Here is a 24,879-nt window from a genome sequence, read left to right as displayed (position 1 = left end):
AGACAATCATGAGCTTGCACACCGGCGGTACAGTCATTCTCTTCACCTCGCTCGTGGCCGGAAGCCGCGTCGGCGGGGGCGTGGCCGCGAGCGTGCTGGCGCGTCGCGGCCGCACGCCCGAGCATGTCCCGACGGTGATCTTCGGGCGCCACCCCGGCCATGGCGCGCCGGGCGGAGGCGCGGTGCCGGACGCGGTGTTCGAGGGCGCGCTCGACGGGCTCGTGGCGCACGGCTCCCATGGCGGAGCGGCGGCGATCCTGACGGGCTATTTCGCGAGCCCGGCCCAGGTCGAGGCGGCGGCCAGCTTCGTCGATGCAGCGCGCGCGGCGAACCCGGGCGTCTTCGTCCTCGTCGACCCGATCTGCGGGGACGGCACGCCGGACGGGTCGGCCGACGGGCTCTACGTGAAGGCCGAAACTGCCGCGGCGGTCAGGAGCCTGCTCGTCCCGCGCGCCGACCTCGTCACGCCGAACGCCTACGAACTCTCCTTCCTGACCGGACGCGCGATCGCCGGGCCGCAGGACGCCGCCGAGGCGGTACGCAGCCTCGCGGTGCCCGCGCTCGTGACCTCCGTCCCCGGCACGCCGGGCGCGCTCGGCGTGCTTGCCGTGACCGGCGGCGAGGCCTGGATCACCGAGACGGGGCGGCTCGAACGCGTACCGCACGGCACCGGGGACCTGTTCGCCGCTCTGGCGCTCGCCGAGGCGCTGGACGGCGCCGATCTCAAGGCGGTCACCCGCATCGCGACGCAGCGCACCCGCGCCGCGATCCGCGCGACGCTGGAGGCCGGGGCGCGCGATCTGGTGCTGGCCGCGAGCGAGGCGGACGCTCTCGAGCCCGTGAGCCTGAGACGCCTCGGCGCGCAGAGGCCGGCCTGGGTCATGGGGCTCGACGGCTGCCCGGCCGGATGGGCCGGCGTGCTCATCGACCTCAACGGCATCGAGCCGCCGCGCCTCGTCGTCCACGACAGCTTCCGCGCCGCACTGGCGGCGGGCGAGCGCGCCCACGTCATTGCCGTGGACATGCCCATCGGCTTCGAGGACGCGCCCTCCGGCAAGGGTGGCCGGGCGTGCGAGCGCCTCGCCCGGATGCGGTTGGGGCCGCGGCGCGCCTCGGTCTTCGCCTCGCCCCTGCGCCCGGCGCTGGCGGCCTCGAGCTACGAGGAGGCGCTCGCGCTCAACCGCGCCGCCGGCGGGCCGGGGCTTTCCAGGCAGACCTGGAACATCATGGGCAGGATGGCCGAGATCGACGCCGCGATGGGCCCCGCGCTGGAGGGGTGCGTGCACGAGGTCCATCCCGAACTCGTCTTCGCCGAACTTGCCGGCGCGCCCATGGCCCATGCCAAGCGCACCCGCGAAGGGCGCGCCGAGCGCCTCGCCGTGCTCGCCGTGCACGGCCTGCCCGCGGGCCTGTTCGATCCGCACCCCTTCCGGCGCAAGGAGGTGGCGCCCGACGATCTCCTCGACGCGGGCGCCTGTGCGCTGAGCGCGGTGCGCATCGCGGAGGGCCGGGCCCTGTGCCTGCCCGAAGATCCCCCACGCGACGCGAGAGGCTTGCGCATGGCGATTTTCGCCTGAGCGCTTGCGCCGCCCGGCGCGCGAGGCTAGTTCCGGGCCCATGAGCATCGACATCAAAGGTGAGGTCGCGGACGGGTTCGGCGCAGTCGCCGACGCGTTCGCGAAGAATTTCGAGGAAACCGACGAGCTCGGTGCGAACTTCGCCCTGGTGAAGGACGGCGAGGTCCTCGTCGACATCCATGCCGGCTTCGCGGATCGCAGGAAGAGCCGGGAATGGAGTGCGGACACGATCGTGCCGGTTTTCTCCACCGGCAAGGCGATCACCGCGCTCGTCATGGCCTGGCTCGTCGATCGGGGCCGCATCGCCTACCACACCCCGATCGCCGAGGTGTGGGAGGATTTCGGCCAGCACGGCAAGGGCGGCGTGACGCTGGCGCAGGCGCTTTCCCACCAGGCGGGCGTGCCGGGCATCACGAGCGAGATGGACCCGGCCGACTGGTTCGACCGCGAGACCATGGAGAAACGCGTCGCCGCGCAGGAGCCGCTCTGGGAGCCGGGCGAGGGCTCGGGCTATCACCCCATCACCTTCGGCGTGATCGCCGACGCCGTGGCGCGCCGGGTGGACGAGAAGGGCCGCTCGGTGGGAGAGATCCTGAAGGAGACCATCGCCGGTCCGCGCGGCATCGACTTCATGATCGGGGTGCCGGAAAGCGAGCACGAGCGCGCCGCCGAGCACGTCCTGCCGCCCAGGCCTCCGCGTCTGGGATCGATCAACGAGGCCAAGACCGCCGCCTTCCTCAAGCCCTGGTCCTCGCCCGGCCGGCGCGGCACCGCCGCCTGGCGCTCGGCCGAGCTGCCCGCCGCCAACGGTCACGGCACCGCCGGGGCGCTGGCGAATCTGATGAGCGCGTTCGCCAGCAGGGGAGAGCTGATGGGCGAGGACTTCATCTCGCCGGGCACGATCGTGCGGGCGATGGAGGAACAGACCTCTGGCCAGGACCGCGTCCTGCCCTTCGATCTCGCCTATGGCTGCGGGGTGATGATCAACCGCGACAGCGGCCATTACGGGCCCGAGCCCAGGGCCGTCGGCCATTACGGCTTCGGCGGCTCCTGCGCCTTCGCCGATCCGGTGCGCGGTGTCTCGGGCGCCTACGTGATGAACCGCCAGCGCGAGGTGCTGGTCGGGGACGCGCGCGCCATGCGCCTCATCGAGGCAGCGTACCGCTGCCTCTAGGACATGAAAAAGGCGCGCTCCCTCGCGGGACCGCGCCCTTTTCGTGATTTCGTCAGACCGGGGCGGGCTCTGCCCATCCGGTCCTGCATGCGAGGCTTAGTCGGCCAGCTGCAGGTTGACGGCCTTCGGACCCTTGCCGCGCTTGTCCGGCTCGGTTTCGAAGGACACGCGCTGGCCGTCAGCCAGGCCCGGCAGGCCGGCGGACTGGACCGCGGTGATGTGAACGAAGACGTCCTTGCCGCCGTCGTCCGGCGTGATGAAGCCGAAGCCCTTCTGGGTGTTGAAGAACTTCACGGTTCCGGTAGTCATTGTCGGGAGCCTTTCCCCAGTCACGCCGCGTCCGGCGCATAGCAAATAGACCGCCCGGCGTCCCGGTCGCGGCGAACGGACTTGCATGTCGGGGAAAGCTGAAGGTGCTGGCGTGCTGCCACTTCGTGTAGTCCAGTATTTCCGCCGGGCCTAACTTATAGTCTCGGCCGCCCGTACGCGCCGGACTATGCCCGAAACCCGCCCTGCCGACAAGCAAAATGCGTCAGGGAGAGACCGCAGGAGGAGGACCGGTCATGAGCCAGCGAAGCCGCGAGCGCCTCCGGCGCATGCGCGACCGCCGGGCCCGCGATGCGCGCACCGAGAGCGTGGAGGGCGCGATCAAGCTCGCCGGTTTCGGCGCAGCGATCCTGGTCTTCGTCGCGGTTGCGGTCGGCTTTCGCGGCGGGGAGGCGGGCGACGGCCTCGCGGCCCGTTTCGAGCGCCTCGTCCCGCTGCTCGAGCCCGCCCTGTTCGGGATGACGCGCCTGGAACTCGCCATGCTCGCGATCGCCGGCTTGCTCGTCGCGCTCTTCCTCTGGCGCCGGTTCAGGGATTGAGCTGCCAGATCGAATAGCTCAGCGCCAGCGCGAAGCCGAGCCAGAGCACCAGCGGCAGGAAGAGCAGGGCGGCATTGCGGTTGGCCCGCCAGATCGCGACGAAGGCCGCGATCGACAGCGCGAATGCCCCCACGGTGACGTAGAAGCCGTTCGCCACGCTGCGCTCGCCGAAATACAGCCAGGTCCAGGCGATATTGACGAGGTACTGGGCGAGGATCAGGGCCTGGGCGGGACTTCGCGTCTCGAGATGGCCCGCCCGGTCCACGAGCCAGAGGCTCACCGCCATCAGCGCGAACAGCGCGATCCAGACCGCGCCGATCACAGGGCCGGCCGGCGCCCAGGCCGGATTGTCCAGGCTCGCCGCCCACTCGGCCGCGCCGGTGGTGAAGATCCAGGCGTTCAGCGCCAGCGCCAGGCCGGGAAAGACCACGAGATACGCCAGCAGGCGCATCGGTCCGGCTCTGGGCTTGCGGAACAGGTCGGCCAAGTGTCTCTCATGGTCAGCGGGCGGGCGATGGTTTCGCGAGTCTGCCACGGCTCTGCGGGCGAAAGTGTGACAGCCTGCGTGTCCGGGTGCAAATGCCGCGCGGCGAGGTTTCGTGAATTCTTCGTCACTCGACAGGGGCCGCGCCACCGGGCTATGGCCCGCTTCGCCAGGCCGAGGAGCGCGCGACTGCCATGATTTCCGGACCCGTCATCGAAACCGCCCGGCTGCGCCTGCGCGTGCCGGAGGAGCGTGACTTCCCCCATTTCGTCTCGCTGATGAGCGACGAGGTCGCGGCCCGCCATATCGGCGGGGTGCAGAGCGCCCCCATGACCTGGCGCAGTCTCGCCGCGCTGGTCGGTCACTGGCATTTTCGAGGCTACGGCTTCTTCACCGTCGAGGAGCGCGAGACCGGCGCCTGGGTCGGCCGGGTCGGACCCTGGTATCCTCATGGCTGGAGCCAGCCCGAGGTCGGCTGGTCGATCCTGCGCGATCACTGGGGCAGGGGCTACGGGCCGGAAGCGGCCGCCGCCTCGCTGGACTTTGCCTTCGACACGCTCGGCTGGGACGAGGTGATACACCTGATCGCCGCCGAGAACGTCAATTCCCAGGCTGTCGCGCGCAAGCTCGGCTCGCGCGATACCGGCCGCGACGAGGAGGTCGCCGGCTTCGGCATGATCGTCGACGTCTGGGGCCAGACTAAAGCGGAGTGGGCGCAGAACCGCAAGCGCTTCGCCTAGAACCAGCCGGCCTCGCGCAGCTTCGGGTAATAGGTCCGGCTCACCGGCGCCTCGATCCCGCCTTCGAGGGTCAGCGTGGCGCGTCCGTCGCCCTTCCTCACCTGCCGCACGGCGTCCCTGGCGACCCACCAGGAGCGATGGGTCTGTGCCCCGTCCAGCGCCTCGGCTGCCGCGATGGCGTCCGACAGGCGCATCAGGATCAGCGCATCGCCGCGCCCGGTGTGGACGCGCAGGTAATGATCCTCGCTCTGCAGCGCCAGGATCGGCGCGTTGCGCAGATTGAGCGGCAGCTTGTCGGTCAGCGCCGGGGAGGCGCGCGGCGAGGCGCCGGGGCCGGCCGCCGGCGGGCGGGCGCGCAGCCGGTCGGTGACATAGCCGACACCCGTCGCGAAGGCGGAGATTACGAGCACGAAGAAGAAGGTCAGCGGCAGGCCGCGCCAGTCGAGCCGGCCGTCGAACCAGGCATTGATCGCCATCACCGCGACGGTCACCGGGACGGAGACCGCGACCGCGGCGAGCGCGTAATGCGTCCAGAGCGGCCAGTCCGGCTTCCAGCAGGCGATGAGATTGCCCGAATTCCAGCCGAACAGCCCGCCGAGGGCCATGAGGCCCGTCCAGTAGATCCAGACCGCCGGCCAGCCCAGCGCGCCGGTATCGTAGGGACCCAGGATCGCCAGAAAGGTACCCAGCCCCAACACCGCGAGGGCCGGCTCGCCGGCGGCTTTGATCAGGCGGCGCACTCTCATCGCGTCTTCCCGGCACCCTCCGTTGGCGAAGCGCGAACGGAAGGGTTACCGCCGTTCGCGACGAGGTCCAGTCCCCTGACGCAAATCGGCTGTTCGCGGGCGCCGTGTGGCGGCATCTCACCGGACGCGGCTCGATGCGCCGCGAAAGGAGGAACCCGACATGCGAAACAGCCTGAAGACGCTTGCCGCCCTGATCCTCGCGCTCGCCGCCTTCGCGGCGTTTGCGCCGAAGGAATGGCGCGTCGTCGCCGAAGCCGCCGCGGCAAGCCTCTCCGGCCCGCCCGCCCGCGTCGAGATGACGGAGGCCGGGCGATGAATCTCGAACTCTTCTTCCAGGCGCCCTGGCATATCCAGCTGCACGCCCTGTCCGCCCTCGCCGCGCTCGGCGTCGGCACCGTGCAGTTCACCGCGCCGAAGGGCACGATCCCGCACAGGACGCTCGGCTATGTCTTCGTGGCCCTGATGGTGACGGTGGCCGTCACCGCCCTCTTCATCCGCCAGATCAACGAGGGATCCTTCAGCCTCATCCACATCTTCGTGCCGCTCACCCTGTTCGGCGTGGTGGAGCTGTCGGTCCGGGCGCGCAGGGGGCTGACGGCCAAGCATCGCTGGAGCGCGCTCGGCCTGTTCCTGGGAGCCCTCATCATCCCCGGCCTGCTGAGCTTCGCACCGGGGCGGCTCATGTGGCAGGTCGCGTTCGGGGGATAGCGCAGATTTCGCGCGACAGGTGTGCACGCGCTCGCTAGGCTCCCGAGCCGGATGCCCGCGCGCTTGCAACAGGACCGCCCGTGATCGCCCCCCTGCTTCTCGCCCTTGCCCTCCAGCAGCCCAACCTCGACCCGCCCGGCGACGCCATGGTGCGGCTGTGCAACGAGACCCATATCCTCGTCGGCTTCTCGATCGTCGCGCCCTCGGCGGGGGGCTCGCCGATCCAGAAGGGCTGGTTCAACGTGGAGCCGGGCGCGTGCCTGGAGGGACGCATCGGCGAGACCGCCGGCGGCACGGCCCATGTCCATGCGCGCTCGGGCACCTGGACCTGGCCGGGCCCGCAGGAGGCGGCCTCCCGCACCAGCTACTGCGTCGCGCCCGGCAGTCACGAGACGGTCGCTTCGCGCCCGCCCTGCGCCGGCAGCCGGCGCGAGGCCGATTACGCCCGCGTCGAGATGACGCGCGCCGGCCGGCGCTACACGATCGCCTACACCGTCTCCTGCGCGGCTTTCGCCGCCGAGGCGGGTCTGTGCCGCGAGAGCCCCGTGGCACCGGACGGCTTCGCCCTGCCGGTGCGCGAGCTGGAGATCTGCAACGTCACCTCCGCGCCTGTAGCCGTGGGCCTGCTCGCGGCCGGGGAGCGCCGCGTGGAGCGCTGGGCCGACATCCCCGCGCAGGCCTGCGAGATCGTGTTCCGGGGCTATCCGCAGACATCCACGATCGAGGTCGTGACGCCGATGAACATAGAGGACGCGATGCCGGTGAGCACGACCGCGACGCTTGTCTGCGCCGCGCCGCAAGCGGCCGAGGACTCACGCGTGACGCCGCGCCTGGCCGGCCAGTGCGGACCGGACCGGCGCGCCTTCGCCCTGCGAAGCGCCGACTACGGGCCGAGCACCTCGCGCTTCACCATGACGGTGAACTGAGCCGTCACGCCCCTGTCGCATCGCCGCGCTATCCCGGCTAGAACACGTCCATCGACAGACTCAGGAGAGCCCTGATGCGCCGTTTCGTCCTTCTCGCCACCTGTGCCGCTCTGGCCGCCTGCGCCGAGCCCGCCCCGCTGCCCGAGGAGGACACCGTCACGGCCGGCGAGATCGCCGAGGCCGACCTGAACGCCGCCGCGATCGACGGATCCCAGGTCCCGCCCCGCACCGTGGTGGAGGCCCTCGCGCCCTACTACGCCCAGCTCGAGTACGATCCCCCGCTCGCCCCGGAAGGCCCGCCCCTGCCGGCGCGCGACGCGGTGCTGACGAAGATCGCCTTCGGCTCGTGCAACACCTCCGAACGCGAGATCCCGATCCTCGATGTGGTCGCGCAGGAGGATGCCGACCTGTTCATGTATATCGGCGACAACGTCTATGGCGACGCCTATAGCTGGAACCCCGATCTCGTCGAGCTGCGCGAGGCCTATCACCTTCTGGCCGCCCGCCCGGAATTCCAGCGCCTGCGCAGCGAAGTCCCGATGCTCGCGACCTGGGACGACCATGATTACGGGCTCAACGATGCCGGTGCGGTCTTCCCCTACAAGGGCTTTGCCGAGACGCTGTTCGAGGATTTCTGGCGCGTGCCGGAAGACGATCCGCGCCGCGACCGGGCGGGCATCTACACCGCCGAGACCTTCGGGCCCGAAGGCCGCAGGGTGCAGATCATCCTGCTCGACACGCGCTGGTTCCGCGGCGTGCTGACCCCGACCGACGAGCGCGGCGTGCCGGGCAAGGAGCGCTACCTGCCGAGCGAGGACGAAAGCCAGACCATGCTCGGCGAGGAGCAGTGGGCCTGGCTGGAGGAGCAGCTCCGGCAGCCCGCGGACCTGCGCCTGCTCGTCTCGTCCATCCAGGTCCATGCCGACGGACATGGCTGGGAGGCCTGGCGCATGCTGCCGCACGAGCGCGAGCGGCTCTACGGTCTCATCCGCGAGACCGGGGCGGAGGGCGTCGTGCTGGTTTCCGGCGACCGCCACTCGGCCGGCCTCTATGTGCGCGAGGACGTCGCGGACTATCCGCTCTACGAGATCACCTCGTCCTCGCTCAACATGAGCTTCCAGGACGAGAACAACGAGCCCGGCCCGCACCGCATCGGGGACATGTACGCGCTGGTCAATTACGGCGTCATCGCCATCGACTGGGAGGCCGGCACGCTCGGGCTCGACATCCGCGACATCGAGGGCGAGGCGGTGCGCGCCGTCTCCGTCCCGCTCGCCGAGATCGGGGTGGAGTAGGGCTCAGGCGATCATCCCCTCCTCCCCCATCAAGGGGGGAGGGAGGGGTTTTCCTGGCGGCGCTGAGCTTTCAGTACGCCTTCGCCACCACGATCGTCTCCACCGCCGTCTCGCCGGTGAAGATGCAGGTCTGACCGATCTCGCCCTGGTCGAACGGGGCGACGCGCACGGTCAGCTGGTGCTCCTTCAGGCGCTTGACGATCGTCTCCAGCGCCGCGCCGGTCGGCCGGCTCCAGGACACCCGCGCCCAGGCCGGCTCTCCCGACCCGAACAGCTCGACCATTTCCTCGAAGGAGGCGACGGTGTGGGTGTGCGCCTTGAGGAATGCGTCGGCGCGCGCGTAGAGCCCGGTCTGGATCTCGGCGAGGATCTCCGCGGCCATGGCCGGGAAGTCGACGCGCTCGACGAAATGGGAATTTATCTTGCCCTCTTCGGTGCGCAGCGTGTCGCGGCGCAGGAAGGCGACCTTGGCGTTCTCCACGTCGCGCGGGCCGATCTCGCAGATGATCGGCGCGCCCTTCTTCACCCACCGCCAGCGCTTGTTCTGCGGCTTGTCCTGGTCGAGATCGACGCGCACGCGGATCGCCTCGCCGAACACCTCCTGGCCGACGAGGGAGCGGGCGAGTTCGGCGCAGTAGTCGGCGATCTTCTCGTCTTCCGGCGCGCCCTTGAGCATCGGGATGATCACCACCTGCTGCGGCGCGACGCGCGGCGGCAGGCGCAGGCCGTCATCGTCGCCATGGGCCATGATGACCGCGCCGATCATGCGCGTCGACAGGCCCCAGCTCGTGGTGTGGGCGTGCTTCCACTCGCCCTGCTGGTCCTGGTACTGGATGTTCTGGGCGCGCGCGAAATTGGTGCCGAGATAGTGCGAGGTGCCCGACTGCAGCGCCTTGCCGTCGCGCATCATGGCCTCGATGGTCAGCGTCTCCACCGCGCCGGGGAAGCGCTCGTGCTCGGGCTTCCTGCCGTCGACCACGGGCAGGGCGAGCGCATCGACCGCGAAGTCGCGATAGACGCCCAGCATGCGCTCGGTCTCTTCCATCGCGTCTTTCTCGTCGACATGGGCGGTATGGCCTTCCTGCCAGAGGAACTCGCTCGTGCGCAGGAACATGCGCGGGCGCATCTCCCAGCGCATCACGTTCGCCCACTGGTTCAACAGGAGCGGCAGGTCGCGGTAGGAGCGCACCCAGCGGCTCATCGCCGAGCCGATGATGGTCTCCGAGGTCGGGCGCACGATCAGCGGCTCTTCGAGCCTGGCTTCCGGGTCCGGCTGCAGCTTGCCGTCGATCACCTTCAGCCGGTGATGGGTGACGACCGCCATCTCCTTGGCGAAGCCCTCCACGTGCTGGGCCTCCTGCTCGAAATGCTTCAGCGGGATGAGGACCGGGAAGTAGCAGTTCTCGTGGCCTGTCGCCTCGATCTCGGCGTTGAGGATCGCCTTCATGCGTTCCCACAGCCCGTTGCCCCACGGCTTGATGATCATGCAGCCGCGCACGCCGGATTCCTCGGCGAGATCGGCCTCGCGCACGGCGGCCTGGTACCAGGCGGGAAAATCGTCTTTCTGGCTGACGTCGAGAGCGGAACGGGACACGGGTCTTGCGCCTTTTGAGGAAGATCGTTGACACACGGCATAGTCTGACATCGTCTGTGCCGCTGGCCCACCCACCTTGTCCGCACGCAAATGTCAACGGAAGTCTGCGCCGGGCGCGCGGTGTTATGTAGGAGTCGCACCTCGTGAAAATGATTTTAATCACTTTGATGTGACGTTTCTCAAAAACAGTGATATATCGGAGCCTTAGGGCGCTCCGGCTTTACCTCAAGCCGGGCTATTATCGGCAGAGGAACTGAACTGCAGAAAATTTTTCCGCGCTTTCTGCAGCTTTTTTTTCCACGCAGCGTCAGTGCATCCACGGATGTTGAAAGCGGGCTGGAGCGACTGGATCAGTGCACGTTCTGCCGGACCGATAAAGTCGGGTTCGCAAAAGCCAACGATTGCATCGGCCAGAAGGTGTTCGCTAAGCGACTCTTCACAGAGGGCTTTTTGGTTTTCATCGGTATGGCTTTCGGTGAGCGCCAAAACCGAGTGCCGGAAGTTCGAAACCGTCCAATCCCCAGTGAGATGGTCGCGCAGGCGATTTTTAACGGCCCAGGTCTCGCCGACATAAATCACCGCGAAACTGTGTCCGTTCGCCGTCAGCTTATTTTCGACGGGAGGACAGAGCCGGAAGATCGGAGAGCTTAGCTTCAGCGCGATAAGATAGACGCCAGCTCGGTTTGGTACCTGCACTGAACCTTCGCAGAGGCTCCTCGCTGTGCGCAGCTGAACGCAGAAACCTCCAAGTTCGATGGCGTCCACCTAGTAACGCCCCCAATAGCCGCGCATCCTCGACTCGCCACTCATTGCCACCGCCGCAACCAAGCCACGGAAGCGTTCATTCCGTGTGGCCTTGGCATGGTTTAATCGCCACGCGCCCTCAAAGACAAAGCCTTCGAACTGCTGCTTGGCAATGGCGCCATACTCCTGCTGAATCTTTTCCATGTGTGCGAAAAAGCTTTCGACCGTGTTGGTGCACGCTTCCGGGCTGGTGAACTGGGTACGGTGATTGATCACATGATGATCGTACTCGACCTCGAAATCATTCCACCAGGCGCCCGCATCGGTATGAACCTCGGTCCCGCCATAGATCGTAGCGTAGACGACTTGCGGGCCGATCTTCTGCTCATGTCCGATGAATACCTTCACCTTCCCATTCTGCCGCTTTTCCCGGATAGCAACCGCATACTTCTCACGCTTGGGGTTGGTATAAGGGACTTTGAAATGGTCGGTAGGCTCCTTGCGAACGTTCTTGGGACGAATGAACCCACCCCACTGAGAACCGTCTACAGCGACCGCCCCTCCCAATTCGAGGCCCTCGTTATGCTTGCGCATAAACTCGCGAAGCTTCTGGGCGAGCACGAAGGCCGTCTTGTATTGGACGTTGAGATCGGCGGAGAAATCCACGGTATTGAGGCCACAGCTCGGCATGGCGAAGAGAGCGATGGCGATCAGAAGCTTTTTAAACGGCAGCTTCCGATCAGCGAAGATCGTCTTCGAGGTCGCGCTGAACTGCTTCTTGCATGCACCGCATTTGAAGACGCGCCGCGTCTTTAATGCGTAGGCGTCGCAGCACCCGCAATGAGGGCAGAAGGCATGGCCGTCGTTCTCAGCAAACCTGATCGCGCAGAATTCTTGATACGCCTCTTCCTCGGTCAGGTCGTAAAGCCCCTGCCAAGAGAAGTCGCGAAATTTCGCGCTGAGAAGGAAATGCTGCGCCATCTTTACCCGTGTCGTTCATCACTCTGAAGTGACATACATCATTGGGGATTGCGGTGTCAAGCCGGTGCCAATATGATGGCGCGATCAAAGGAGACTCGGATGGACGAAGAAGCAGGATACAAGTGGCTACGCGGCGTTATTCGCGGTGAGATGGCCCGGCAACAGATTACCTATAAAGAGTTGCTTGAGCGCCTAAATCGAATAGGCGTTGAAGACACAGAAAACAATCTTAGAAACAAGATTGGGCGCGGAAAATTTAGCGCGATGCTATTTATGCAGTGCCTTGAGGTCTTGGGTGTCGATCACATCCGTATTTCTATGTTGGAAGATACTGGCTTCGGGCATGAGAAGCCGATGAAGCGCTTGGCACGAAAATGGGGGCCGCCTAGCGAGGCCCTGGGGGAGATTATCGAGGAAGAGGTCGAGGAAATGGACAAACGAGATCGCAAGTCAAAAACCTAGACCCAGTTGACGAAGTGCCGGAACCAGAGCCGGATCGAAACGAGATGGCTGAGATCGACCTCGCGGTTAGACGTCCTGTCGAAGCGGGTCGCAAGGCGGCGTGAACAGCGCAGTTTGCAGAATTACCGTTCGATGCGATTTCTCAGCGCACAGACAGAAGTCGCAGATTTGGGCAGGATTCTTGGTTCCGGCGGGCCGGAATCATGGGTACGGCGCCAGTGGCTTCGAGCGACGTGCGGATACGGTTGTTATAATAGTCCCTATTGGCGAACAGGGGGCGCGGAGGCAGCCCAACCGCGTTAGTCACGACGTCGTACACCTAATACAGGTGGGAGGCTTCTGGGCCGGTGATCTCGGCGGCTATGGTCGGGTCTTCGGCGGCTTCGATCAGGTTGGACGCCCACTTCGTCGACAGGACTTAGCGCCTTCTCGCTCTGGGAGAAATTTGGTAAATGGGGGCTTGACGCAAAGCGAGGCGCCCTTCTGAATGCATGATTAAATCGCTCACAAACGACATAAGGGGGGACACCATGACCGACGAGACGGTATCGCCAAAACGCAAGTCGATGGTAATTGCGTATCTGCTATGGGTTTTTCTAGGGGTATTAGCGGCCCATCGGTTTTATCTCAGGGAAAAGGGGTGGATTCAGCTGGTGACGGTGATCCTATTTGGCGTGGGAATATTCTGGGTGGTGGCAGACCTCTTTCTTATACCAGGAATTGTAAAGAAGAAGAATGAAGGAGAATTGTGATGGAAGCGACAGCAGTTGCTATTTTGGTAGCATTCTACTTACTTCCCTGGATCGTGGCACTTACGCGCAAGCATCCGAGTTCGGGCGCGATTTTCCTCTTGAATCTTATACTTGGTTGGACGGTATTAGGTTGGCTTTGGGCGCTGATTTGGTCGGCGACGGCTACGCACAGGAAGATAATTGTTGTCCAAGAGCCTGATCGCGAAACGAAGTAACAATGAAATTCGCAGGTAAAGCCTTTCCAACTCGCACGCCGCTCGCGCAGAGCCACTTTTCAACCTGAAGGTCATTTACACCCAAGATTCGTGCCTCTCGCCCTGCAGCCTCTCCTTTTAAGGGAATTAGTTTATGTCATTTCCGCCTGAGAGTCGCGAGCAGCTGCGCTACTATGTCTATACGCTATGTGATCCTAGATTAGACCGAATGGACCCAAGACGAATTTTTTACGTCGGTAAAGGGGTGGGGGACCGCTGCTACAGCCATGCAGCGGGAGCTGTAGAACAGAAGCCAAACGCAACGACCTCAAAGATCGACCTGATCCGTGAAATACAAACATCAGCCGGATGCGACCCAGCTATTGAAATCGTAATTCATGGGCTTAATGAGAGCGAAGCTCTTCGGATCGAAGCTCAGATGATTAAGTTGCTGCCCGGACTTACAAACATCGCTAGCGGCCACTGCCATGAGGATTATTGGCTTACAACGGACGAAGTGAATTCTCGCTATGCCGAACCGGTGAGGCGGCACGAGATCGACGGAACGATTCTATTTGTCAGCTTGAATAGAACATACCCAGAGATCGCAGATAACGCCGAGCTCCTTCAGCGCCATTCACTCGGTGACTGGCCAATCAGTAGCGAACGGGCTTCGCGGGTGGACCATATTGTGGCCGTGTACCGTCAGCTAGCAAGGTTTGCTTTCACTGTGGACAAGTCTTCCACGCCGACATTCGACACCGAATATCCTGAAGGTGGTAAAATTCGCCAACGATGGCGACCTTCCGCGGTTTGGCGGAACAATGATCTTGAGAAGCGGATCGCTCTGAAGACGGTGGTTGATGATACCGGCGAGGTTCTGACGAGGTTTTCTCCTCGGTCCTCTCTACGATTCTCTGATTGAGTCGCCGACACTAAACGGTGAGCCAGCAAATGAAAAGCTGACCAACGCTCGGCTAGACTTAAGGCATCATTTGATCATCAGTATCTTCAGTGTCTGTGACATCCCGTCTCATGAGTTCTGGGAGCGCGGGGCTCAGGTCACTGGCATCATTCGGTCGATGGCGAAGATTCTTCTGATTGAAAGGTGCCGGGTTCCCGCCTGCCACCTTGAAAACGATGGTTGGCCCCCTTCGATAGTTGAAACCGAGTGGCTGGGGTGTGCGCCGGTAATTTTTCTCCTTCTATCGAGCCTGGCGCGCCCGCGAACAGTAGACCCACGTAGCGGGGAATGTATCGTAACGGATTACGTTCTCGCCTGCACGCTTGAGAAACGCAGCGTGAATGCTGTTTCGAAGGGAGACTCGATCGTCAACGTTGAAACCGTCGGAACGAAGCTTCTCTTTCACCTGCTCCATGATTTGCTTCGTCGTCTGAGGTTCCTTTGCGTCTCGCAGCGCCTTTAGGGCCGCCTTGCTGATCGACCCAGCGGGAAGCCCCGCCTTGACCGGCCGAATGCCGCGGACCCGCTCGCCCGACCAATTCGGATCGTAGTGCTTGCGTATCGTGGATTCGATCTCCTTCATGGATGCCCAGATTTTGCGCTGGCGGTTGCAGATCTCTTGAATCTTGTCCAGCAGCTCGGCGCCGACCGCGTCTTCAGCTTCTTTCTCTATAGCCGACGCCAGGCCCTTCAATCGGGCGTACTTCTTCTCAAGCGATGCGATGATTGGGTTTCTTGCCATCCAAAGACCATAGCTCGCCCAGGCATCCGATGCAATTTTGAAATCGCGATGGCGCCATAAGAGTTGCGGGCATCACGTAGAAAGGGTGCGACTCCTACATAACACCGCCGGGCGCGCGCCCGCCTGCAGCACGGCGCGCCCGCCGCCTTCCTTGTGATTTCTTCATGTGACACGCGCCGGGCCGGGCGCTAGCGTCTGCGCCCAGTCGAACAACCGGGACAAGAAGGGGAGAGGCCGCTCATGCGCCACCTGCTGATCACGACTGCCAGCCTCGCCGCGCTCGCCGCGTGCGCGCCGGGCGATCAGGCACGACAGACCGAAACCGCGCAGAGCGAACAGGGTGCCGAGACCGCCTCGCCCTTCGCCTTCGTGCACGAGGCGGCGGCGAACGTGAGCGTCGAGGGCGAGTACACCACGCCGGAGACCAATCCGCTGCTCGCCGAGTGGGGCGGGCCCTATGGCGGGGTGCCGGCCTTCGACGCGATGGACCTGCAGTATCTGAAACCGGCCCTCGAGGTCGGCATGGCGCAGAACATGGCCGAGATCGAGGCGATCGCGAACAACGAGGCGGCGCCGACCTTCGAGAACACCATCGTCGCGATGGAAGCGGCCGGCGACACGCTGGGCCGGGTCTTCACCTATTGGGGCATCTGGTCGTCCAACCTGTCCTCGCCGGAGTTCCGCGAGATCCAGCGCGAGATGGCGCCCCGCCTCACCGAGCACTTCACCGCGATCACGCAGAACAAGGATCTCTTCGCGCGCGTCGAGGCGGTCTACAATTCGGCCGAGATGGACAGCCTGCGCCCCGATCAGCGCCGCCTCGTCGAGCTGGTCTATGACGGCTTCGCGCGCGACGGCGCGACGCTGGAGGGCGAGGCGGCCGAGCGCTATGCCGAGATCGAGCGCCGCCTGTCGCAGCTGCACACGCAGTTCTCCAACAACGTGCTGGCCGACGAGGAGAACTACGTCACCTGGCTCACCGAGGACCAGCTCTCCGGCCTGCCGCAATCCTTCGTCGACGCCGCCGCCGCGGCCGCCGCCGAGCGCGGGCGCGAGGGCGAGTATGCGGTTCTGAATACCCGCTCCTCGATGGATCCCTTCCTGACCTATTCCGACGAGCGCGAGCTGCGCCGCCAGGTCTGGGAGACCTACTATTCGCGCGGCGACAATGCCGACGAGTTCGACAACAACGCCATCATCGCGGAGATCCTGCAGCTGCGCGACGAGCGCGTCGGGCTGCTGGGCTACGACAACTACGCCCAGTGGCGCCTGGAGAACCGCATGGCCGGGACCCCGGAACGCGCCATGGACCTCATGGAGGCCGTCTGGCCGGCCGCCATCGCGCGCGTCGAGGAAGAGGTCGCCCAGATGCAGGAGATCGTCGCCGAGGAAGGCGGGGATTTCGAGATCGCGCCCTGGGACTACCGCTACTACATGGAGAAGGTCCGCCAGCGCGAGTACGACCTCAATTCCGAGGAGGTGAAGCAGTACTTCCAGCTCGATAACCTGCGCGAGGCGATGTTCTACGTCTCCGGCGAGCTGTTCGGCTTCGCCTTTTCCGAGATCACCGACGGCTCGGTGCCGGTCTTCCATGAGGACGTGCGCGTCTGGGAAGTCACCGACCGGGCGAGCGGCGACTTCGTCGGCCTGTGGTATCTCGATCCCTTCGCGCGGCCGGGCAAGCGCTCGGGCGCGTGGGCGACGAGCTATCGCGGCCACACCACCTTCCAGGGCGAGGAAACCCCGCTCACCTCGAACAATTCCAACTTCATCAAGGGCGCGCCCGGCGAGCCGGTGCTGATCTCCTTCGACGATGCGGAGACCTTCTTCCACGAGATGGGCCACGCCCTGCACGCGCTCGCCTCGAACGTGGCCTATCCCACGCTCAACGGCGGGGTGCGCGACTATACCGAGTTCCAGTCCCAGCTGCTCGAACGCTGGCTGCTCACCGATCCGGTGATCGACACCTATCTGCGCCACGTCGAGACCGGCGAGCCGATGCCCGACGATCTCGTCGCGCGCCTGCAGGCCGCCTCGACCTTCAACCAGGGCTTCGCCACGACCGAGTATCTCGCCTCGGCGCTGGTGGACATGTACTACCACACGGTCGATCCGGCCGGCATCGACCCGGACGAATTCGAGCAGCGCGTGCTCGACGAGCTTGGCATGCCGGACGAACTCGTCATGCGTCACCGCTCCCCGCATTTCGGCCACATCTTCTCCGGCGAGGGCTATTCGGCCGGCTATTACGGATACATGTGGGCCGACGTGCTGACCTCGGACGCGGCCGAGGCCTTCGACGAGGCGCCCGGCGGCTTCTACGACGCCGAGCTCGCCCAGCGCATGGTCGAGACCCTGTTCGCCCCGAGAAACTCCATCGACCCGGCCGAGGCCTACCGCCAGTTCCGCGGCCGCGACGCCGACATCGCGCCCCTGATGCGCGATCGCGGCTTCCCGGTGCCGGAAGAGCTGGAAGGCGGGCAGGAGTAGGTCGGACTCCACCCTCTGCGGAAAACCCCGGCCCGACCGGCCGGGGTTTTCCTTTTCGCCATTGCCCCCACCGCCGGACCCCGCCTAACCTTGTGAACGGCGTTCACGGGGGAGGTGTCCATGCGCGGTGTCCTGATCTCGATCTTCTCGCTGGCCGTTGCGGCCTGCGGCGGCGAGGACGCGCCGTCCCCGCCCTCTCCGGAAGAGGCGACCGCCCGCACGATCGCACAGGGTGAGCTGGTGGGCTTCACCGACGAGGCGACCGGGGCCCAGGTCTGGCGGGGCATCCCGTTCGCGCAGGCCCCGGTCGGCGATCTGCGCTGGCGCGCGCCGCGCCCCGCGCCGGCCTTCGACGGCCGCCTCGCAGCACTGGCTTCCTCCGGTCGCTGCGCCCAGATGACCACCCCGCTCGACCAGGCACAGGGGATCGAAACCGGCCTGCTCGTCGGCTCGGAAGACTGCCTCTATCTCGACATCTACGCGCCCGCCGGCGCGGGCGAGGGCAGCGATCTTCCCGTCATGGTGTGGATCCATGGCGGCTCGAACGTGTGGGGCTATGCCGGCCAGTATGACGGATCCCGGCTGGCCACCGACCAGGGCGTCGTCGTGGTGGTGATCCAGTATCGGCTCGGGCCCCTGGGCTTCTTTGCCCATGAGGCGATCCGCGAGAGCGCGCAGACCGATCTCGACCGCGCGGCGAACTTCGCCCTGCTCGACCAGACCGCGGCGCTTGAATGGGTGCGCGGCAACATCGCGGCCTTCGGCGGGGATGCCTCCAGGGTGACGATCTTCGGGGAGAGCGCCGGGGCCTATGACGTGGCCGGCCTGCTCGTCAGCCCGCCTGCCAGGGGCCTGTTCCACCGCGCCATCCTGCAGAGCGGCGGGCTCGACGCCGTGCCGCTCGAGGCCGCCGAGCACGGGGCCGGCGACGTGATCAACCCGGCCCGCGAGGCCGCCGCCGAGTTCGCCGGATCGCAGGACGCCGGGGCCCTGCGCGCCGCCTCGCTGGACGCGATCTTCGAGACCTATCACGAGGGCTTTTCCTTCGGCGTGGAACTGCCGCGCATGATCGCCGACGGCGTCACCCTGCCGCCGCAGGGCATCCGCGACGGGCTGACCGATCCGGACTGGTTCAGTGGCGTGCCGGTCGTCACGGGCACCAATCTGGAGGAGATGAAGCTCTTCAACTTCCTCGATCCCGAGCTGGTGCGCTCCTGGTTCGGCGTGCTCTACACCGCACGCGATCCCGACTTCTACGACGCGCTGGCCGAGTACCAGTCCCGCGTCTGGCGCATCAACGCGGTCGACCGCATGGCGCAGAGCCTCGTGGAGACCGGCCACGAGGATGTCTGGGCCTATCGCTTCGACTGGGACGAGGGCGGGCGCGTCCTGTTCATGGACCTCGGCCGTCTCGTCGGGGCCGCGCACGCGGTGGAAATTCCCTTCGTGTTCAACCGGTTCGAGTTCTTTGGCCGGCTGGACTCGGTGCTGTTCAACCGCGCCAACCGGGAGGGCCGCGAGCGGCTTGCCGCCGCCATGGGCGCCTACTGGGCCGAGTTCGCGCGCACCGGTGATCCGGATACCGGCGGCGGCAGCTTTCCCGAGTGGCCGCGCTGGACCGCGGGCGGGAGGCTGATGCGCTTCGATTCGCCGGAGGCCGGCGGGCTCGAGATCGTCGAGGGCGTGGCGACTTTCCAGGGCCTCGCCGACGATCTCGCCGCCGACCCGCGTCTCACGCCGGACCAGCGCTGCGCCATCGTGGCGCGGATCGAGCTATGGAACCGTCCGGCGGCTGACCGGGTGCGCGAACGGGCGGGGTGCTAGGCTGAATCCCGCCCTATGCGCGATGCCCGCGCCGCGGCGGCTTCCCGCCTTCCGGCGGGGGCGGCGTGTCGCCCGTCCCTTGCCGAAAATTTTTGAACATTGTTCACTTCTGTGCGACCCTGATGTCGCAAGGGCCGTGAGGAGCGCAGGCGATGGACATGAGCACACCGATCGAGGCGGAGACCGACGTTCTCATCGTCGGGGCGGGCATTTCCGGGATCGGCGCGGCCTATCACCTGCAGCAGCGCGCGCCGGGCAAGAGCTACCAGATCCTGGAAGCGCGCGCGGACGTGGGCGGGACGTGGGATCTGTTCCGCTATCCCGGCATCCGTTCGGACAGCGACATGTTCACCTTCGGCTTCAACTTCCGCCCCTGGATGGGCGGCAAGGTCTTCGCCGACGGGCCGAGCATCAAGCAGTACATCACCGACACGGCCAACGAAGCCGGGATCATGGAGAAGATCCGCTTCGACACCCGCGTGGTGCGGGCCGAGTGGAACAGCGAGACCGCCCGCTGGACGGTGGAGGCCGAAGTCGGGGAGACTCGCGAGCGGAAGCGCTTCAGCGCCAACTTCCTGATCCTGTGCTCGGGCTATTACCGCTACGAGCGCGGCTACATGCCCGACTTTCCCGGCATGGAGAGCTTCGAGGGCGACATCATCCATCCCCAGCTCTGGGACGAAAGCTACGACTATGCCGGCAAGCGGGTCGTGATCATCGGCTCGGGCGCGACGGCGGTCACCCTGGTGCCCGCCATGGCGCAAACCGCCGGCCATGTCGCCATGCTGCAGCGCTCGCCGACCTACATCGCCAACCGGCCCTCGCGCGACGCGATGGCCGACTGGATGCGCAAGTATTTGCCCAGGCGCCTGGCCTATGTGCTGATCCGCGCGAAGCTCATCGGGCTGGGCATGTTCTTCTTCAATCTCGCCCGCAGGTTTCCCGGCTTCGTGAAGAAGGGCGTGCTGAAGAAGGTGCGCGAGGAGCTGGGGCCGGAGTTCGACGTCGAGAAACACTTCTCCCCGTCCTACAATCCGTGGGACCAGCGCTTCTGCCTGGCTCCCGACGGGGACTTCTTCGCCGCGCTGCGCAGCGGCACGGCGAGTATCCACACCGACCATATCGAGCGCTTCGACCAAAGCGGCATCCGGCTGAAATCGGGCGAGCATCTCGACGCCGATCTCATCATCCCGGCCACGGGTCTGGACATGATGGTCGGGGGCGGCATCGAGCTCGTCGTCGACGGCGACACGGTCGATCCGTCGGAGCACGTCACCTATCGCGGCATGATGCTGTCGGGCGTGCCCAATTGCGCCCTGGCTTTCGGTTACACCAATGCCAGCTGGACGCTGAAGATCGACCTCACCCACGAGCGCATCTGCCGGCTGCTGAACCACATGGACGAGAAGGGCTATGACTACTGCGTCCCGGTGCCGCCGGAAGGCCTGGAGACGCAGGACCTGCTCGACTTCTCATCCGGCTATGTGCGGCGCGCCATCCACACCCTGCCCAGGCAGGGCACGAAGGCGCCCTGGAAGACCTACCAGAACTATCTGATGGACATGCTCACCATCCGCTTCGGCCCGCTCGAGGACGGCCATATGCGCTTCGAGACCGCGAAGGCGGAGGCCGGTGCCCGGCCCGCGGTCGCCGAGGCCGCGGAATAGGCCGGCCATGGGACGGGCCGCCGCCTGCCCGGCGGCAATCCGATAGAAGGACGCATCATGAGCTGGGCGCTGGCCATCGAGAAGACCGACATCTCCAGTGCGCAGATCGTCGAGGAGACGGCGCGCGAGCTCGCCCCCGGCGAGGCGCGCCTGGCGGTGAAGCGCTTCGCGCTGACGGCCAACAACGTCACCTACGCGGTGTTCGGCGAGGCGATGGGCTACTGGTCCTTCTTTCCCGGCGCGGACGGGCGCGGACGCCTGCCGGTCTGGGGTTTCGCCGAGGTCGCGGAAAGCCGGAGCGAGGGGCTCGAGCCCGGCGAGCGCATCTACGGCTATTTCCCGGCCGGCAGCACGCTGATCGTGGAGCCGGCGAGGGTCGATGCCGGCCAGTTCCTCGACGCCAGCGCTCACCGCGCCGCCCTGCCCGGCGCGTATAACCGCTATGTGCGCTGTACCGGCGATGCGGGTTATCGCCCCGCCCTCGAAGCCGCGCAGATGGTGCTGCAGCCGCTCTTCGTCACGGCCTTCCTGATCGATCTCCACCTGCGCGAGACCGGGTTTTCCGGCGCGCGCCAGGTGACGCTGACCAGCGCGTCCAGCAAGACCGCGATCGCGCTAGCGTTCGCGCTCTCGCGCCGGCCCGTGCCGGGCGTCGCGGTCGAGGCGCTGACCTCGCCGGGAAATGCGGCCTTCGTGAACGCGCTCGGCTTCTACGATGTCGTGACGCTGTATGAGGACGCCGGCAGGATGGGTCCCGATCCCAGGCGCCTGATCGTCGATTTCGCCGGCGACGGCGCGCTCAATCGCACGATCCACACCGCGCTGGGCGATGCGCTGGCGGGCAATATCCGCGTAGGGGGTGCCCACTGGGAGCGGGCCGCCCCGCCGGGCGCGATGCCGGGCCCGAAGCCGGTCTTCTTCTTCGCGCCCGACCATGCGCGCAACCGGATTTCCGAGTGGGGCGCGGCCGAGTTCGCGCGGCGCTACGGCGAGGCCTGGCTCGCCTTCGCCGAGGCCGGCCCGTCCCTGTTCGAGTTCGAGGCGAAGCGGGGCCCGCAGGGCACGCTGGAGGCCTACCGGGCCCTGGTGGCCAACACGGTGCCCGCGCGAAAGGCGCTGACGGTGGAGCTCGCCTAGCCCCGTTCGACGATGTTGACGTGGCCCATCTTGCGGCCCTCGCGCACCTCGCGCTTGCCGTAGAGGTGCAGCACCGCGCCCTCGGCGTTGAGCCAGTTCCTCCACCCCAGGGCATCCTCGCCGATCAGGTTGATCATGCGCGCCGGGGCGAGCGCTTCGGGATCGCCGAGCGGCCAGCCGGCGATGGCGCGGATGTGCTGCTCGAACTGGTCGCACAGGCACGCATCCATCGTCCAGTGACCGGTATTGTGCACGCGCGGGGCGATCTCGTTGACCAGGAGGCGGCCGTCGCCGAGATCGAACAGCTCGACGGCGAGAAGGCCGATATAGTCGAGCGCCTCGAGCAGGTTCGTGGCGAGCGCGAAAGCCTGGCTCCGGGTCACCTCGTCGGCCTCGGCCGGGGCCTCGGTCTCCTTCAGGATTCCCCCGCCATGGCGGTTCTCGCTGAGGGGATAGGCGCGGATCTCGCCATTGAGCCCGCGCGCGGCGAGGATGGACAGCTCGCGGGTGAACTGGGCGAAGCCTTCCAGGATCGCCGGCCGGGCGCCGATCGCCTCGAAGGCGGCCTGCGCGTCGTCGCGCGATTTCAGCGCGGCCTGACCCTTGCCGTCATAGCCGAAGCGGCGCGTCTTCAGGATGGCGGGCGTGCCGATATAGTCGAGCGCCTCGCCGAGCGTCTCGCGGCTCCCGACCGCGCGCCAGGGCACGGTCGCCGCGCCGTTGGCGTTGACGAACTCCTTCTCCACGCAGCGGTCCTGCGCGACCTCGAGCGCCTTGGGATCGGGCCGCACGGGCGCGTGTGCGGCCGCCGCGTGGGCGGTTTCCACCGGCACGTTCTCGAACTCGTAGGTGACGACGTCGACGCGCTGCGCGAAGCGGCGCACCGCCTCGAGGTCCTCGTAGGGGGCGACGACGGTTTCGGCCGCCACGCGGCTCGCCGGGCTGTCCTCGTCGGGGGTGTAGATCACCGCGTCGAAGCCGAGGCGCGCGGCGGCCATGGCCAGCATGCGGCCGAGCTGGCCCCCGCCGAGTATGCCGATGCGGGCGCCGGGCTGCAGCATGTCGGTCATGGGCTCAATCCTCGACGGTTTCGGGCACCGAGGCGGTCTGTTCCGCGCGCCAGCTCTCCACGCGCGCGGCGAGGCCCTCGTCGGAGAGCCCGACGATGGAGGCCGCCAGCAGCGCCGCATTCTTCGCCCCGGCCTTGCCGATGGCGAGCGTGCCCACCGGCACGCCGGCCGGCATCTGCACGATGGACAGCAGCGAGTCGAGACCGCTGAGCGCCTTCGACTGCACCGGCACGCCGAGGACCGGCAGGGCGGTGCCCGCCGCGATCATGCCGGGCAGGTGGGCCGCCCCGCCCGCCCCGGCGATGATCACCTTCACGCCCCGCGCCTTCGCGGTCCTGGCGAACTCTGCGAGCCGGTCCGGCGTGCGGTGGGCGGAGACCACCTTCGCCTCGTAGGCCGCGCCGAGTGCGTCGAGCAGATCGGCGGCCTCGCGCATGGTCGGCCAGTCGGAGCGCGAGCCCATGACGATGGCGATCGGCGCGGAAGTGGCGGCGGTGTCGGCGCTCATGAAAGGCCCCCGGGGCGCTTGAAGAAAGCGCGGCAGATTAGTCAGGCGTGCCCGCCCGTCAAGCAGGCCGGTGAAAGGGCGTTAACCTTGACCCTTTCTTAACTGGCGCGCGGCCATTCTGGCCCTCAAACGGATGAAAGAGCCAAGAGGTCCGTCATGCGCATCCGCCCCGGCAGTACCGCGACCGGCATCGGCGCGAGCCCGGTCTCGCGTGCCGAGCGCAGCGATGCGCCCGCCCGCGCCGCGGCCCCGGCCGCCACGCGCGACACCGCCTCCATCATGGGCGTGCCCGAAGCCGAGTTGACGCCGAACGTGCAGCGCGCGCTCCTGTCGCTCATGGGCGAGGTTGACCAGCTGAGGAAGGAGACCGAGGCGCTGCGCGCCAAGGTGCGCGAGCTGGAGACCCTCGCCGACCGCGACGTCTTCCTGCCGGTGCTCAACCGGCGCGCCTTCCTGCGCGAGGTGAGCCGGGCGCTCGCCCTGGCCGAGCGCCATGACGCGCCCTCGGCGCTCGTGTATTTTGACCTCAACGGCTTCAAGCAGATCAACGACACCCACGGCCATGCCGCAGGCGATGCCGCGCTGAAGGCGGTCGCCGATCTGCTCGTCGCCCATGTGCGCGAGACCGATGCGGTCGGACGACTCGGCGGGGACGAGTTCGGCGTGGTGCTGACCCTGACCCCGGCCGGTCATGCCGAGATCAAGGCGGGCGAACTCGCCGACGCCATCGCCTCGACCCCGATCGTGCACGAGGGCCTCGAGCTGCGCCTCGGGGCGGCCTGGGGCGTGCACCCGCTCTCGCGCGGCATCAGCGTGGAGACCGCCATGGCCGAGGCCGACGCGGCGATGTACGCACGCAAGGCCGCCGGCGCGGCCTGAGCCGCTCGCCCCGTTCAGCCGGCGATGCCGGGTCCCGTCGCGTCTAGGCGATGATGTCCGGGTTCAGCTGGTCTTCCAGGAAGGTGATCTCGTCCTTCAGCTGCAGCTTGCGGCGTTTCAGGCGCATCAGCTTGAGCTGATCGGTCATCCCGCACTCGTGGGCCGCGCGCACCTGGTCGTCGAGTGCGCGGTGCTGGGCACGCAGCTCCTCGAGACGCTGGCGCAGCCCGGCATCGTTCAGATATCCGTCCATCAGGCCGTCAAATCCTCTCTGTCGCGCCGGGGCGGGCCGGAGCGCGAAGGCGTGTTGTCCGATGAAGCGCGAAGGCCGGCCGGTCAGGCCGGGGCCCTCGTG

General features: G+C 66.6%; 27 protein-coding genes. 17 read left to right on the top strand and 10 right to left on the bottom strand.

The window, feature by feature from the left end:
• The first annotated feature begins 8 nt into the window (after positions 1-8).
• Positions 9-1,577: a PfkB family carbohydrate kinase gene (locus JW792_RS11090; protein WP_135995782.1), complete on the top strand. Its 1,569-nt coding sequence runs from the start codon at positions 9-11 to the stop codon at positions 1,575-1,577.
• A gap of 40 nt (positions 1,578-1,617) precedes the next feature.
• Complete coding sequence (locus tag JW792_RS11085) at positions 1,618-2,751, top strand: serine hydrolase domain-containing protein (RefSeq protein WP_135995783.1); 1,134 nt, start codon at positions 1,618-1,620, stop codon at positions 2,749-2,751.
• A 96-nt stretch (positions 2,752-2,847) separates the two neighbouring features.
• Here JW792_RS11085 and JW792_RS11080 read toward each other — a convergent pair whose 3' ends face one another.
• Complete coding sequence (locus tag JW792_RS11080) at positions 2,848-3,060, bottom strand: cold-shock protein (RefSeq protein WP_135995784.1); 213 nt, start codon at positions 3,058-3,060, stop codon at positions 2,848-2,850.
• A gap of 254 nt (positions 3,061-3,314) precedes the next feature.
• Here JW792_RS11080 and JW792_RS11075 point away from each other — a divergent pair, with 254 nt between their 5' ends.
• Positions 3,315-3,617 carry a hypothetical protein gene (locus tag JW792_RS11075; RefSeq protein WP_135995785.1) on the top strand — a complete coding sequence of 101 codons (303 nt, stop codon included), beginning with the start codon at positions 3,315-3,317 and terminating at the stop codon, positions 3,615-3,617.
• On the opposite strand, the gene JW792_RS11070 is transcribed toward JW792_RS11075, so the two are convergent.
• Positions 3,607-4,104 (bottom strand): TspO/MBR family protein, encoded by a 498-nt coding sequence (locus JW792_RS11070; protein WP_135995786.1) that lies wholly within the window; start codon positions 4,102-4,104, stop codon positions 3,607-3,609. The genes JW792_RS11075 and JW792_RS11070 overlap by 11 nt on opposite strands.
• 191 nt (positions 4,105-4,295) lie before the next feature.
• Between JW792_RS11070 and JW792_RS11065 the strand changes: the two genes are divergently transcribed.
• Complete coding sequence (locus JW792_RS11065; protein WP_135995787.1) at positions 4,296-4,841, top strand: GNAT family N-acetyltransferase; 546 nt, start codon at positions 4,296-4,298, stop codon at positions 4,839-4,841.
• Here the strand turns inward: JW792_RS11065 and JW792_RS11060 are convergent.
• The gene (locus JW792_RS11060; RefSeq protein WP_206340783.1) at positions 4,838-5,587 is read right to left on the bottom strand and encodes a LytTR family DNA-binding domain-containing protein; all 750 of its coding nucleotides are present in this window, start codon (positions 5,585-5,587) and stop codon (positions 4,838-4,840) included. The two genes, JW792_RS11065 and JW792_RS11060, sit on opposite strands and share 4 nt — an antisense overlap.
• A 160-nt stretch (positions 5,588-5,747) precedes the next feature.
• Here JW792_RS11060 and JW792_RS11055 point away from each other — a divergent pair, with 160 nt between their 5' ends.
• From JW792_RS11055 to JW792_RS11040, 4 genes are all read left to right on the top strand, one after another.
• Positions 5,748-5,903, top strand: coding sequence for a hypothetical protein (locus tag JW792_RS11055; RefSeq protein WP_158291592.1), 156 nt, complete (start codon positions 5,748-5,750; stop codon positions 5,901-5,903).
• Complete coding sequence (locus JW792_RS11050; protein ID WP_135995788.1) at positions 5,900-6,295, top strand: DUF2306 domain-containing protein; 396 nt, start codon at positions 5,900-5,902, stop codon at positions 6,293-6,295. The genes JW792_RS11055 and JW792_RS11050 overlap by 4 nt, the downstream gene beginning before the upstream one ends.
• Positions 6,296-6,375: 80 nt before the next feature.
• The gene (locus tag JW792_RS11045) at positions 6,376-7,221 is read left to right on the top strand and encodes a DUF1036 domain-containing protein (RefSeq protein WP_135995789.1); all 846 of its coding nucleotides are present in this window, start codon (positions 6,376-6,378) and stop codon (positions 7,219-7,221) included.
• Positions 7,222-7,295: 74 nt separating this feature from the next.
• Positions 7,296-8,516, top strand: a complete 1,221-nt coding sequence (locus JW792_RS11040) for an alkaline phosphatase D family protein (RefSeq protein WP_135995790.1) — start codon at positions 7,296-7,298, stop codon at positions 8,514-8,516.
• Positions 8,517-8,586: 70 nt separating this feature from the next.
• Here the strand turns inward: JW792_RS11040 and proS are convergent, their stop codons facing one another.
• The 3 genes from proS to JW792_RS11025 form a co-directional block, all read right to left on the bottom strand.
• On the bottom strand, positions 8,587-10,161 hold the full coding sequence (gene proS / locus JW792_RS11035) for a proline--tRNA ligase (RefSeq protein ID WP_192900970.1): 1,575 nt from the start codon (positions 10,159-10,161) through the stop codon (positions 8,587-8,589).
• A gap of 174 nt (positions 10,162-10,335) precedes the next feature.
• Positions 10,336-10,875 carry a GIY-YIG nuclease family protein gene (locus tag JW792_RS11030; protein ID WP_135995792.1) on the bottom strand — a complete coding sequence of 180 codons (540 nt, stop codon included), beginning with the start codon at positions 10,873-10,875 and terminating at the stop codon, positions 10,336-10,338.
• On the bottom strand, positions 10,876-11,835 hold the full coding sequence (locus JW792_RS11025) for an IS1595 family transposase (RefSeq protein ID WP_135995793.1): 960 nt from the start codon (positions 11,833-11,835) through the stop codon (positions 10,876-10,878). It lies immediately after the preceding gene.
• 99 nt (positions 11,836-11,934) lie between these two features.
• On the opposite strand from JW792_RS11025, the gene JW792_RS11020 reads away from it, so the two are divergent.
• The 4 genes from JW792_RS11020 (at position 11,935) to JW792_RS11005 (ending at position 14,168) form a co-directional block, all read left to right on the top strand.
• Entirely contained in the window at positions 11,935-12,297 is a 363-nt protein-coding gene (locus JW792_RS11020) for a DUF6471 domain-containing protein (protein WP_135995794.1), read from the top strand.
• Positions 12,298-12,827: 530 nt separating this feature from the next.
• Entirely contained in the window at positions 12,828-13,049 is a 222-nt protein-coding gene (locus tag JW792_RS11015; protein ID WP_135995795.1) for a TM2 domain-containing protein, read from the top strand.
• Positions 13,049-13,264 (top strand): superinfection immunity protein, encoded by a 216-nt coding sequence (locus tag JW792_RS17085; RefSeq protein WP_135995796.1) that lies wholly within the window; start codon positions 13,049-13,051, stop codon positions 13,262-13,264. Before JW792_RS11015 ends, JW792_RS17085 begins: the two co-directional genes overlap by 1 nt.
• Before the next feature lie 208 nt (positions 13,265-13,472).
• Positions 13,473-14,168: an LEM-3-like GIY-YIG domain-containing protein gene (locus tag JW792_RS11005; RefSeq protein ID WP_135995797.1), complete on the top strand. Its 696-nt coding sequence runs from the start codon at positions 13,473-13,475 to the stop codon at positions 14,166-14,168.
• 280 nt (positions 14,169-14,448) lie between these two features.
• Here JW792_RS11005 and JW792_RS11000 read toward each other — a convergent pair whose 3' ends face one another.
• Positions 14,449-14,901 (bottom strand): hypothetical protein, encoded by a 453-nt coding sequence (locus tag JW792_RS11000; RefSeq protein WP_135995798.1) that lies wholly within the window; start codon positions 14,899-14,901, stop codon positions 14,449-14,451.
• A 288-nt stretch (positions 14,902-15,189) separates the two neighbouring features.
• Here JW792_RS11000 and JW792_RS10995 point away from each other — a divergent pair, with 288 nt between their 5' ends.
• The 4 genes from JW792_RS10995 (at position 15,190) to JW792_RS10980 (ending at position 22,067) form a co-directional block, all read left to right on the top strand.
• Positions 15,190-17,439, top strand: coding sequence for a M3 family metallopeptidase (locus tag JW792_RS10995; RefSeq protein ID WP_135995799.1), 2,250 nt, complete (start codon positions 15,190-15,192; stop codon positions 17,437-17,439).
• Between the two features lie 120 nt (positions 17,440-17,559).
• Positions 17,560-19,263: a carboxylesterase/lipase family protein gene (locus JW792_RS10990; RefSeq protein ID WP_135995800.1), complete on the top strand. Its 1,704-nt coding sequence runs from the start codon at positions 17,560-17,562 to the stop codon at positions 19,261-19,263.
• 158 nt (positions 19,264-19,421) lie between these two features.
• Positions 19,422-20,930 carry a flavin-containing monooxygenase gene (locus tag JW792_RS10985; RefSeq protein ID WP_135995801.1) on the top strand — a complete coding sequence of 503 codons (1,509 nt, stop codon included), beginning with the start codon at positions 19,422-19,424 and terminating at the stop codon, positions 20,928-20,930.
• Positions 20,931-20,987: 57 nt separating this feature from the next.
• Positions 20,988-22,067 carry a DUF2855 family protein gene (locus JW792_RS10980; RefSeq protein WP_135995802.1) on the top strand — a complete coding sequence of 360 codons (1,080 nt, stop codon included), beginning with the start codon at positions 20,988-20,990 and terminating at the stop codon, positions 22,065-22,067.
• On the opposite strand, the gene JW792_RS10975 is transcribed toward JW792_RS10980, so the two are convergent.
• Both JW792_RS10975 and purE read right to left on the bottom strand, forming a co-directional pair.
• Positions 22,064-23,137, bottom strand: a complete 1,074-nt coding sequence (locus tag JW792_RS10975) for a 5-(carboxyamino)imidazole ribonucleotide synthase (protein ID WP_135995803.1) — start codon at positions 23,135-23,137, stop codon at positions 22,064-22,066. The two genes, JW792_RS10980 and JW792_RS10975, sit on opposite strands and share 4 nt — an antisense overlap.
• Before the next feature lie 4 nt (positions 23,138-23,141).
• A complete protein-coding gene (purE, locus tag JW792_RS10970) occupies positions 23,142-23,645 on the bottom strand; it encodes a 5-(carboxyamino)imidazole ribonucleotide mutase (RefSeq protein WP_135995804.1) in 504 nt (167 codons plus the stop codon).
• A 156-nt stretch (positions 23,646-23,801) separates the two neighbouring features.
• Here purE and JW792_RS10965 point away from each other — a divergent pair, with 156 nt between their 5' ends.
• On the top strand, positions 23,802-24,524 hold the full coding sequence (locus JW792_RS10965) for a GGDEF domain-containing protein (RefSeq protein ID WP_241094952.1): 723 nt from the start codon (positions 23,802-23,804) through the stop codon (positions 24,522-24,524).
• A gap of 43 nt (positions 24,525-24,567) precedes the next feature.
• Here the strand turns inward: JW792_RS10965 and JW792_RS10960 are convergent, their stop codons facing one another.
• On the bottom strand, positions 24,568-24,777 hold the full coding sequence (locus JW792_RS10960; protein WP_135995805.1) for a YdcH family protein: 210 nt from the start codon (positions 24,775-24,777) through the stop codon (positions 24,568-24,570).
• Positions 24,778-24,879 lie beyond the last annotated feature (102 nt).

Origin of the sequence: Marinicauda algicola (genome assembly GCF_017161425.1) — a bacterium.
GTDB lineage: Bacteria > Pseudomonadota > Alphaproteobacteria > Caulobacterales > Maricaulaceae > Marinicauda > Marinicauda algicola.
This window is presented reverse-complemented; position numbering and strand designations above follow the sequence as displayed.